This window comes from Halolamina sp. CBA1230, from assembly GCF_002025255.2.
Classification (GTDB): domain Archaea; phylum Halobacteriota; class Halobacteria; order Halobacteriales; family Haloferacaceae; genus Halolamina.
In genome coordinates this window covers 965948-975091 of sequence record NZ_CP054587.1, presented here as the reverse complement: position 1 = coordinate 975091, position 9144 = coordinate 965948, and the positions used below count along the sequence as shown (strand labels likewise).

General features: G+C 68.4%; 14 protein-coding genes and 2 tRNA genes. All 16 read right to left on the bottom strand.

Annotated features, from left to right (window positions below; genetic code table 11):
• Positions 1-117: 117 nt before the first annotated feature.
• Positions 118-876: an isopentenyl phosphate kinase gene (locus tag B4589_RS04970; protein WP_079233234.1), complete on the bottom strand. Its 759-nt coding sequence runs from the start codon at positions 874-876 to the stop codon at positions 118-120.
• Positions 873-1886 (bottom strand): mevalonate kinase, encoded by a 1014-nt coding sequence (gene mvk, locus B4589_RS04965; RefSeq protein ID WP_079233233.1) that lies wholly within the window; start codon positions 1884-1886, stop codon positions 873-875. Before mvk ends, B4589_RS04970 begins: the two co-directional genes overlap by 4 nt.
• 41 nt (positions 1887-1927) lie before the next feature.
• Positions 1928-2305: a cupin domain-containing protein gene (locus B4589_RS04960; protein WP_079233232.1), complete on the bottom strand. Its 378-nt coding sequence runs from the start codon at positions 2303-2305 to the stop codon at positions 1928-1930.
• Between the two features lie 662 nt (positions 2306-2967).
• The gene (gene rpsB, locus B4589_RS04955) at positions 2968-3726 is read right to left on the bottom strand and encodes a 30S ribosomal protein S2 (protein ID WP_079233231.1); all 759 of its coding nucleotides are present in this window, start codon (positions 3724-3726) and stop codon (positions 2968-2970) included.
• A complete protein-coding gene (gene eno / locus B4589_RS04950; RefSeq protein WP_079233230.1) occupies positions 3723-4922 on the bottom strand; it encodes a phosphopyruvate hydratase in 1200 nt (399 codons plus the stop codon). Before eno ends, rpsB begins: the two co-directional genes overlap by 4 nt.
• The gene (locus B4589_RS04945) at positions 4919-5101 is read right to left on the bottom strand and encodes a DNA-directed RNA polymerase subunit K (protein ID WP_079233229.1); all 183 of its coding nucleotides are present in this window, start codon (positions 5099-5101) and stop codon (positions 4919-4921) included. Before B4589_RS04945 ends, eno begins: the two co-directional genes overlap by 4 nt.
• On the bottom strand, positions 5098-5292 hold the full coding sequence (locus B4589_RS04940; protein WP_049980783.1) for a DNA-directed RNA polymerase subunit N: 195 nt from the start codon (positions 5290-5292) through the stop codon (positions 5098-5100). The genes B4589_RS04945 and B4589_RS04940 overlap by 4 nt, the downstream gene beginning before the upstream one ends.
• A gap of 12 nt (positions 5293-5304) precedes the next feature.
• Complete coding sequence (locus B4589_RS04935; RefSeq protein WP_079233228.1) at positions 5305-5703, bottom strand: 30S ribosomal protein S9; 399 nt, start codon at positions 5701-5703, stop codon at positions 5305-5307.
• Positions 5697-6134, bottom strand: a complete 438-nt coding sequence (locus B4589_RS04930) for a 50S ribosomal protein L13 (RefSeq protein WP_079233227.1) — start codon at positions 6132-6134, stop codon at positions 5697-5699. The genes B4589_RS04935 and B4589_RS04930 overlap by 7 nt, the downstream gene beginning before the upstream one ends.
• The gene (locus B4589_RS04925) at positions 6131-6487 is read right to left on the bottom strand and encodes a 50S ribosomal protein L18e (RefSeq protein WP_079233226.1); all 357 of its coding nucleotides are present in this window, start codon (positions 6485-6487) and stop codon (positions 6131-6133) included. The genes B4589_RS04930 and B4589_RS04925 overlap by 4 nt, the downstream gene beginning before the upstream one ends.
• 74 nt (positions 6488-6561) lie before the next feature.
• A tRNA-Leu gene (locus tag B4589_RS04920) sits at positions 6562-6646 on the bottom strand.
• 117 nt (positions 6647-6763) lie between these two features.
• Positions 6764-7525 carry a DNA-directed RNA polymerase subunit D gene (locus B4589_RS04915; protein WP_079233225.1) on the bottom strand — a complete coding sequence of 254 codons (762 nt, stop codon included), beginning with the start codon at positions 7523-7525 and terminating at the stop codon, positions 6764-6766.
• Between the two features lie 3 nt (positions 7526-7528).
• Positions 7529-7933: a 30S ribosomal protein S11 gene (locus B4589_RS04910; protein ID WP_079233224.1), complete on the bottom strand. Its 405-nt coding sequence runs from the start codon at positions 7931-7933 to the stop codon at positions 7529-7531.
• Positions 7930-8460 carry a 30S ribosomal protein S4 gene (locus B4589_RS04905; RefSeq protein WP_079233223.1) on the bottom strand — a complete coding sequence of 177 codons (531 nt, stop codon included), beginning with the start codon at positions 8458-8460 and terminating at the stop codon, positions 7930-7932. Before B4589_RS04905 ends, B4589_RS04910 begins: the two co-directional genes overlap by 4 nt.
• The gene (locus B4589_RS04900; RefSeq protein ID WP_079233222.1) at positions 8457-8972 is read right to left on the bottom strand and encodes a 30S ribosomal protein S13; all 516 of its coding nucleotides are present in this window, start codon (positions 8970-8972) and stop codon (positions 8457-8459) included. Before B4589_RS04900 ends, B4589_RS04905 begins: the two co-directional genes overlap by 4 nt.
• 22 nt (positions 8973-8994) lie before the next feature.
• A tRNA-Ser gene (locus B4589_RS04895) sits at positions 8995-9079 on the bottom strand.
• Between the last annotated feature and the right edge of the window lie 65 nt (positions 9080-9144).

The window sequence follows — 9144 nt, the reverse complement described above, 5'->3', positions numbered from 1 at the left end:
CCGTCACCGTCCACGGATCGTTGCACCGGAACGGTTGGCCGTCACCGTCCGCGGATCGTTGCACCGGAACGGTTGGCCGTCACCGTCCACGGATCGTTGCACCGGAACGGTTGGCCGTCACCGTCCGCGGATCGTCGTCCCGGGGTTCTCTCCCCCCAGAAACGCGCCGATCTCCTCGGGCCCGAACACAGACGCCGGCGCGCCGAGATCCAGCAGTTCACGAACCTTCGCGGCCATCCCGCCGGTCACGTCGTCGTCGGCGTCGCTGTCGCCGAGCGTGTCCGAAGCGTCGTCGAACGCCGTGATCTCCGGGATCACCTCGTCGTCGGCGTCGAACACCCCCGGCACCGTCGAACAGAGGCCGACGCGGTCCGCGGAGAGGTGCTCGGCGGCGGTGGTGACGATCTCGTCACCAGAGAGCACCGTCACGCCCTCCCCCTCGGTCGCGATCACGTCGCCGTGGAGGACGGGGACGAACCCCTCACCGAGCATCGTCGCGGTCTGGTTCATCGGCATATCGAGATCCTCGTTTGCGTCGCGCGCGCCGGCCGAGAGCGGATGGACCGGCAGCGCCGGCACGCCGCGCTCGTGGAGGCGGGAGAGCACGAACTGATTGAGCGTCTTCATCGCGCTGTGGATCGCGATCGCGTCCGTGGCGTCGCCGCTGCCGTCGGTGGTCGTCACCCCCGCCTCGCTGGCGTGATGGTGGCCGAAGCTCCCGCCGCCGTGGACCAGCACCAGTTCCGACACGTCGCCGCCCTCCATCGCCTCGGCGACTGCGTCGGCCGCCGCGTCCAGCGCCGGGCCGTCCAGCGTCTCCGCACGGTCCTTCTCGGTGATCACCGAGCCGCCGAGTTTGAGGATCGTCGGACTCATTCCTCCGCGCGCACCCCCTCGGTCGCGAGTTCGGCGCGGAACGCCTGCTCGCAGCCCGGCGAGTACTCCAGCGCACGCCGGGTGGCCTGCGTGCGGTCGAGCGCGACGATACAGCCCCCGCCACCCGCACCGGTCAGCTTCGCGCCCTCGGCTTCCGCCTCGCGAGCTGACCAGACCATCCGATCCAGCGAGCGCGAGGAGACGCCCAGCGCCGACAGCAGCCCGTGGTTGAAGTTCATCAGTTCGCCGAGTTCGTCGAGCAGGACCGGGCCCGGCTCCTCGCCGGGGTCCGCGTTGGCCAGTAGCTGCTCGCCCTCGCGAGTGAGGTCGCCGATGGTCTCGACGGTGTCGGCGGCGAACGAATACTCCTCCTTGAGCGCGCGGACGCCGGCGACCAGCTCGCCCGTGTCGCCCGCGCCGCCGTCGTAGCCGATGACGAGCGGGAGTTCCGGCGCCTCGATCGGTCGCGTGTCGTCACCTTCGACGCGGACCGCGCCGCCCATCGCCGAGCAGTAGGTGTCCGCGCGGGACGCTTCGCCGCCCTGCACGGTCGCTTCGGCCTGGTACGCGCGGTCGGCCAGCTCCTCGGGATCGATCGACTCGCCGCGGGCGCGGACCGCGGCGTCGATGGCGGCGACGACCACCGCCGCCGAGGAGCCGAGTCCGCCCCCCAACGGGATCTCGCTCTCGATCGTCACGTCGAACCCCGCCTCGGGGTCGGAAAGCGCGTCGCGAGCCTGTGCCAGCGCCTCGTCGACGTACCCCGTCGCGGCCTCCACGAGGTTCGAGGGGACGTCGACGTCGGGCTTCTGGTCGGTGTCGCCGCCCCACTCCACGGTGAAGCCGTCGAGGGTGAGCTCGTCGGCCTCGACGCGGACGCGGTGGTCGTCGCGTGGCTCGACGCTGACCCGCGCCCGGCGCTCGATCGCGCAGGGCACCGCGGGCTCGCCGTACACCACGGCGTGCTCCCCGAACAGGTACACCTTGCCGGGGGCGCTCGAAGTCGTCATGTCCGGACGCTCGCTCTCGACGGTTACAGTCGTTCCGACTGCTACTCGTCGGGGCCGTAGGCGTGCACGTCACCTTCGGTCTGGGGCGCTCCGACGGCCAGCACCTCCGAAGTTTCGTCGGCGTCATCGGGGCAGTACGCGCGGTGCGGGCTCTCGGGATCGGCCGCGAACAGTTCGTCGGCGCCGACCACGAACGTCCCCTCGGGCGTCTCGATCTCGATCGTTCCCGAGATCACGAAGAACGCCTCCTCCTGCTCGTCGTGGTAGTGGTACGCCAGCGGGATCTCCTCGCCGGGGTCGACGCTGTAGCGGTTGAGTGCCACCGCCTCGAGCCCCGCGGCGGCGGTCAGCCGCCGGAGCTCGCAGGGTCGGTCAGGAGTCGGTTCGACGTCCCGCGTTCGCACGGTTCGGTAGCCCATGGGTGCATCTGGATGAGAGTCAGGAAAAGCCCGTCGTCGGCGGTGTGATGAGGAGGGAGGCGCGTCGTGGCTTCGCTACGGGGTCGTGGTGTCGACTGCCGGAATGGCGACAGCCTCTCGTTCGGTGGCAACCGGGACAGCAACCGCGACGGCAACAGCATCTCGGTGCTAGACCACTTGCGACCGCAGTGGGCCGGACACGAGGTCCGGCCCAGCACCGAGTCCCCACCCCTCCCCCCGCCGGCGTCGACGAGAATCGGCGATTCTCGTCTGCCAACCAGAACGCGGAGCGTTCTGGTGACGCCGACAGTCGGCGCCGGCGAGGCGTCCACCGCCACCGCACCGCCGTGGCTGTCGGCGCGAAGCGCGAGCGCCTCCGTGCGCGAGCCGAGCGCGAGGGACGAACGAGCGAAGCGAGTGAGTCGGCTGGGGAGGTATGAGGCCTGTGCGGTGCGGTTGCGGTCGCAAGTGGTCAACGATCGAGTTGCTGAAGTGGAACACGACGTCCGTCTCCTCGGTGGTCACGGTCGCAAGTGGTCAACGATCGAGTTGCTGTCGCCGTCGCAGCCACTATCAAACATCCGAATACCCAGCCAAATAGTCGCTGCCGAGCACCACCGCTACCCACGCAAGAACTGAACGCAGAAAGGATCTCGACGGGCCTAGAGCCCGGCCTCGAAGTCCTCGAGGGCGTAGCTGGGCTCGGCGCCGCGGCGGTCGAGCGTCTCGTTGGCCAGCAGCCAGTAGACGACCGACAGCGCGCGTCGACCCTTGTTGTTGGTCGGGATGACCAGATCGACGTTCGAAACGGCGTTGTTCGAGTCACACATGGCGATGACGGGGATGCCGACCGTGATGGCCTCCTTCACCGCCTGGGCGTCGCCGATCGGGTCGGTGACGACCACGACGTCCGGCTCGATGTAGCCGTCGTACTTCGGGTTCGTCAGCGTGCCCGGGATGAACCGACCCGTGCGTGCGCGGGCGCCGATGGCGTCCGCGAACTTCTCGGCCGGGAACCGGCCGTACTGCCGCGAGGAGGTGACGAGCACCTGCTCGGGGTCGTAGTTGGAGAGGAACTCCGCCGCGGTCCGGATCCGGCCGTCGGTCTGGCTCACGTCGAGCACGTACAGCCCGTCGTCCCGGACGCGGTGGATGAACCGCTCCATGTCGTTGGTCTTCTGCTGGGTCCCGATGTGGACCCCAGCGGAGAGGTAGTCCTCGACGGGGATGAGGAGGTCTGCCTCCTCCTCGTCCGGCATGACGTTCTCGTCGAACCGGGACTCCTCTTCCTCGGCCTCGTCGGCCTGCTCTGTCTCTGCCTCCTCGTCGGAGGCGGTCTCTACCGCCGCCTCGGTCTCGGTGGCCTCGTCGGCCACCTCCTCCTCGGCGGGTTCTGTCTCGTCGTTCTCGCTTTCGCTCATACAGCGTCCTCCGCGATGCGGATGAGTTCGTTGAGTTTGGCGGTTCGCTCGCCCCCGACGGTGCCCGTCTTGATGAACGGCGCGCCGGTCGCGACGGCGAGGTGTGCGATCGTCGTGTCTTCGGTCTCTCCCGAACGGTGGGAGATCACGGGCGTGAACCCGTTGCGGGTCGCGGTCTCGATGGCGTCGACCGCCAGCGAGAGCGTCCCGATCTGGTTCGGCTTGATCAGGATGCTGTTACCAGCCCCCTGCTCGATACCCTGCTGGAGCCGCTCGGTGTTGGTGACGAACAGGTCGTCACCGCAGACGAGCGTCTCGTCGCCGACCCGATCCGTCAGGTCGGCGAACCCCTCGAAGTCGTTCTCCTCCAGGGGGTCCTCGACGTACGCCAGCTCGTACTCCTCGACCAGGTCGGCCACGTAGTCGATCTGCTCGTCGGGGCTCCGGGCCCGGTCGCCGTACTGGTAGGCGTCGCCGTCCCAGAGCTCCGAGGCGGCCATATCGAGACCGAAGCTGATCTCGAAACCGACGTCCTCGGCAACCGTCTCGCAGGCCGCCGCGACGATCTCGAACGCTTCCGCGTCGTCGATCGACGGCGCCCACGCGCCCTCGTCACCTTTCGCGGCTGGCACGCCGCGCTCGGTGAGTAGTTCGCCGACGGTCTCGTGGACCGCGGCGTTGGCGAAGGCCGCCTCCGCGACGGAGGGGGCCCCGACCGGCGCCGCGAGGAACTCCTGGATGTGGGTCGCGTCGGCGGCGTGCTCGCCGCCGCCCACGACGTTGCCCAGCGGCACGGGGAAGTTGTCCCCGCGGAACGCGCCGCCGAGATGCTGGTACAGCGGCGCCCCGAGCACGTCGGCGCCGGCTTTCGCCGCCGCCATCGAGATCGCGACCGCGCTGTTGGCGCCGATCTCCGAGAACTCCTCGGTGCCGTCGGCGCCACGCAGCGCCGCGTCGACCTCGCGCTGGTTCCCCGCGTGGACCTCGTCCACGAGTCGGGGGACCGCGTGCTTCCGAGCCGCAGCGATCGCTTCGCCGGGCGGGAGCTCGACGGCCTCGTGCTCGCCGGTGCTGGCCCCGGAGGGGGCCGTCGCGCGGCCGAAGCCGCCCGACCGCGTCAGCACGTCGGCCTCGACCGTGGGGTTGCCACGCGAGTCGAGCACGCGCCGGAGCGAGACGCCGCTGATGCGCGTCATTTACCCTCCCGTCGAACGGTGAACGGCAGGACACCGGCGTCGTACTCCTGTGCCGCGATGAGGTACGGCTCGGTCCGGTCGGTCTCGACCAGCACCGGCGCGCCGTACGACAGCTGCAGCGCTCGGGCGCCGATGATGCGGGCCTTCTCGTACCGGTTGAACTCCGTGTCCGTGCTCATTGGTAGGGGGAGACGACGTCCACCAGGTCGCGGTGGCTCACCATCATGCGCCGGCAGCAGTGCCGATCGACGCCGAGGTCGTCGAGCACCGCTGCGGGGTCCTCCTCGCCGTCACGCGCTCGTTCCTCGAACTCCTCCCAGTGTTCCCCGATAACTTTGCCACACGAGAAACACCGGACGGGTATCATCATGGTTGGATCACCTCAGCGGTAGGACTTCTGGTAGCGAGCACGCGCGCCGGGCCCGCCCCACTTCTTCGGTTCGGACTGCCGGGAGTCGTTGACCAGCAGCGAGCGGTCGAACTCCATGTACGCGTCGCGGAGTTCGGCGTCCTGCAGGTGCTGGACCAGCCCGCGCGCGATGGCGGTGCGGGTGGCGTCGGCCTGCCCCGCGAACCCGCCGCCGGAGACCGACACGTCGATGTCGATCTCCGAGCGGAGGTCGTCGCCGGCGATGCGGAACGGCTCCAGCATCTTGAGCCGCGAGAGCTCCGGTTCGACCAGCTCGACGGGCTGGGAGTTGATGCGAACGCGACCCTCGCCCTCGCTCACCGTGGCGCGGGCGACGGCCGTCTTCTTCTTGCCGGACGTGTTCGTTACCATGTCTTGTTGGCGCCGAGGGTCTCGGAGATGTTTCCGAGCGTGGTGAACTTGATGTTCGAGAGCCGGTCGAGCGAGGTGCCCTCGAGCACCTCCCCGTCGCGGTCGTGGGGGTTGCCCACGTAGATGCGGATGCTCTCGAAGGCCTCGCGGCCGCGATCCTGCTTGTACGGCAGCATGCCGCGCACGGAGCGCTTGAAGATGCGGTCCGGGCGCTTGGGGTAGTACGGCCCCGAGTCGGAGCCCAGCTCCGCTCGCGTGCGGTAGGTCTCCATCGTGGCCTCCTCGTTGCCGGTGATCACCGCCTGCTCGGCGTTGATCACGGCGACGCGGTCGCCGTCGAGAGCGCGCTGGGCGATCTCGCTGGCGACGCGACCCATGATGCAGTCGCGGGCGTCGACGACGAGGTCGGCCTCCCACTCGGCGACGCTCATCGGATCACCCGCACGTTGCTGCCTTCGGGGTTGTTTTCGAGTGCCTGTTCGAGCTGTACCGCCTCGCCGACCTGGTCGATCTTCTTCCGGGCGGTGCCGGAGAAGTTGACCGCGGCGACGGTGACGTCTTTCTGGAGCACACCGCTGCCGAGCACCTTGCCGGGCACGACGACCGTCTCGTCCTCCTGGGCGTATCGCTCGATGCGGCCCAGGTTGACCTCTGCGTGCGTGCGGCGCGGCTTCTCAAGTCGTTCGGCCACGTCGGCCCAGACGTTGGCACCGACGTCGCGGGAGACCGACTTGAGCTCGGCGATGAGGCTCCCTAGTCTCGGGTTCGTCTTGTTGCTACTCATGGATTGACCTCTGAAGTGGAGTTGCCTCCGAAAACTGAGAGTACAGGGCTCTCCGGTTCGATCGATCCGAGAAATGCAGGGAGCAGGATTTGAACCTGCGGACCTCTACAGGACAGCGCCCTGAACGCTGCGCCGTTGGCCTGACTTGGCTATCCCTGCCTGCACTCTCGGATACTGGATGGCCCTTCAAAGCGGTTTCGGTCCGCACCCACGACTCGCCGGCGCCGGGGCTCCCGGATCGGGGGCTAGCGTCGGGGTGTCGTGGGTTCCAGGCCATCAGACTGCGACTTTCTCTTGCAGTTCGTCCGCGCGCGACTCGATCGAGTCGATCCCGCGGAGCACCAGTTCTTCGACCGTCATCGAGCCGTCCGTCTCCACGTGGAACACGAACGCCCCGGGGACGTCCTCGACTTCGAGTTCCTTCCCGGGGTAGCGCTCGGTCAGGTCGTGATCGAACTCGTCGGTGGGGATCAGCTCCCCGTCCTCGGTTTCGATGACCCCACGGAGGATGTTCGTCTCCTCCTCGTCGAACTCGCCGCGGTCGCCGACGACCGACACCGTTCGCAGGTGGCGGTAGCCGACCGCGACGCCGCCCGACTGCTTGGCGTGGCTCTTGCCGTCGTCGAGGACGGCCTCGGCCTCCAGCTCGATGCGCTGGTTCTCGCCGCTGGGGTTCTCGTTCAGCTGGATGATCGGGATGTCCTCGTCGGCGGGCTTGACGTCGGGATCCGAGGACTCGATGTCCCCGGAGTACGCCGTGTCCGGCCCCTCGACGTCGAGCGCGAGGGTGACGGTATCACCGTACTCGAAGTCGTCGGGCGTCGTCAGCGGGACGAGGCCCAGTCGGAGCCCGATCATCTCGTCGAACATCACCGAGGAGTTCTCCACGACGTGGAGGGTGTCGATGCTCAGCGTGGGCACGTCCGCGATCATCGCCCGGCGCAGCCCGTTGGCGAAGGCCGGGGTGAGACCGCGCACGAGGATCCGCGCCTCGCGATCGTCGCCTCGGATGAACTCGACGTCGAATTCGTCTGCCATGTGTTACAGTCGGTTCTTCTTGGGTGCGCGCGTCCCGTCGTGGGGGAGCGGAGTGACGTCCTCGATTCGACCGATCTCCAGACCCGCACGGGCGAGCGCACGGATCGTCGCCTGTGCACCGGGGCCGGGGGATTTCGTGTCGTTGCCGCCCGGGCCGCGGACGCGGACGTGGACGCCGCCGATGCCGGCGGCCTTCACGTCGTCGACGACCGCCTCGGCCATCTGCATGGCCGCGTAGGGGGACGCCTCGTCGCGGTTCTGCTTCACGACCGTCCCACCGGAGGATTTCGCGACCGTCTCCGCGCCGGTGGCGTCGGTCACCGTGATCAGCGTGTTGTTGAACGACGCGAACACGTGTGCGATGCCCCACTTCTCGTCGTCAGCGGCTGTGGACTCGCTCTGGCTCATTCGTCTTGACCCTCCGCGCGTGCGGGGTGGAGTTCGTCGGACAGCACCGAGTTCTCGTCGAACTCGATCGCGTCCTCCTCGCTGACGGTCACGAACTTCGAGGGCTCGGTGACCCGAGCGCCGTCGACGGTGACGTGGCCGTGGACGAGGAACTGCCGAGCCTGCTGGGGCGTCGACGCCAGCCCCTGCCGGTAGACGACGGTCTGGAGGCGGCGCTCCAGCACGTCGGTCTCGTCGAGGCTCAGCACCTCGGTGATGTCGTCGTTCTCGTTGAGGATGCCGATCTTCCGGAGCCGGGCGACGAACTCCTCGCCGCGCGCGTTTGCGGCCTCGACGTCACCCTGGGCGGCGCCGAGCAGCCGTCGGGCCTCGCGACGGAAGTCGCGGAGGCGCGACTGCGCGCGCCAGAGCTCCTCCTTGCTCTCGAGCCCGTAGCGGTCGACCAGCCCGGCCTCCTCGGCGATACGCTCGCCCTGGAACGGGTGGTTCGGCGTCTCGTAGCGTTTAGTCGCGTTGCCGGTCGTCATTCTTCTTCACCTTCCTCTTCCATCTCCTCGCGGATCTCCTCGATGTTGACCCCGATGGTCCCCTCGGTTCGACCCGTGGACTTGGTCCGCTGTCCGCGGACCTTCTGCCCGCGCTCGTGGCGGACGCCCTTGTAGGAGCTGATCATCTTCATGCGGTTGATGTCGTGGCGCCGGGACTCCTCGAGGTCGCCCCCGGTCTCGTGGGTGGTCTCGCCGGTGAAGAAGTCCTTCTGCCGGTTTGCCATCCACTCGGGGACGTGATCGCCGAGGTTCTCGACGACGTCGACGACGTCGTCGATCTCGTCCTCGTCGAGGCGTCCGAACGTCGCCTGCCGATCGACTTCGGCCTCGTCGGCGACGATGCGCGCCATGCGCTTGCCGATGCCTTTGAGTTCGCTGAGGGACCGCTCGACGGATTTGGTCCCGTCCAGGTCGGACTGCCCGATCCGGACGAAGTACTGGAGGTCCTCGTCCCCCTCCGTCTCGCCGTCCGCTGGTTCTTCTGCACTCATATCTGGTTGGTGTCGGTGCGAGCGTTGCGGCGGGGATTTGAACCCCGGAGGCTGTGCGCCACAGAGTTAGCAACCCTGCGCCTTGGGCCAGGCTAGGCTACCGCAACCCGCGTGCTGGTATCGTCGCCCGACGTCGTCGGACTCGGGACGCCGCGCCCCTACAGTTCACTAC

Excerpts from the sequence above, each read along its gene's own strand:
- B4589_RS04935 (WP_079233228.1), bottom strand. The coding sequence starts at position 5,703 with ATGGTAACGAACACGTCCGGCAAGAAGAAGACGGCCGTCGCCCGCGCC.
- eno (WP_079233230.1), bottom strand. The coding sequence starts at position 4,922 with ATGACGCGCATCAGCGGCGTCTCGCTCCGGCGCGTGCTCGACTCGCGT.
- B4589_RS04900 (WP_079233222.1), bottom strand. The coding sequence starts at position 8,972 with ATGAGTGCAGAAGAACCAGCGGACGGCGAGACGGAGGGGGACGAGGAC.
- B4589_RS04905 (WP_079233223.1), bottom strand. The coding sequence starts at position 8,460 with ATGACGACCGGCAACGCGACTAAACGCTACGAGACGCCGAACCACCCG.
- mvk (WP_079233233.1), bottom strand. The coding sequence starts at position 1,886 with ATGACGACTTCGAGCGCCCCCGGCAAGGTGTACCTGTTCGGGGAGCAC.
- B4589_RS04945 (WP_079233229.1), bottom strand. The coding sequence starts at position 5,101 with ATGAGCACGGACACGGAGTTCAACCGGTACGAGAAGGCCCGCATCATC.
- B4589_RS04930 (WP_079233227.1), bottom strand. The coding sequence starts at position 6,134 with ATGAGCGTCGCCGAGTGGGAGGCCGACCTCGTCGTCGACGCCCGCGAC.
- B4589_RS04915 (WP_079233225.1), bottom strand. The coding sequence starts at position 7,525 with ATGGCAGACGAATTCGACGTCGAGTTCATCCGAGGCGACGATCGCGAG.
- B4589_RS04940 (WP_049980783.1), bottom strand. The coding sequence starts at position 5,292 with ATGATGATACCCGTCCGGTGTTTCTCGTGTGGCAAAGTTATCGGGGAA.
- rpsB (WP_079233231.1), bottom strand. The coding sequence starts at position 3,726 with ATGAGCGAAAGCGAGAACGACGAGACAGAACCCGCCGAGGAGGAGGTG.
- B4589_RS04970 (WP_079233234.1), bottom strand. The coding sequence starts at position 876 with ATGAGTCCGACGATCCTCAAACTCGGCGGCTCGGTGATCACCGAGAAG.
- B4589_RS04925 (WP_079233226.1), bottom strand. The coding sequence starts at position 6,487 with ATGAGTAGCAACAAGACGAACCCGAGACTAGGGAGCCTCATCGCCGAG.
- B4589_RS04910 (WP_079233224.1), bottom strand. The coding sequence starts at position 7,933 with ATGAGCCAGAGCGAGTCCACAGCCGCTGACGACGAGAAGTGGGGCATC.
- B4589_RS04960 (WP_079233232.1), bottom strand. The coding sequence starts at position 2,305 with ATGGGCTACCGAACCGTGCGAACGCGGGACGTCGAACCGACTCCTGAC.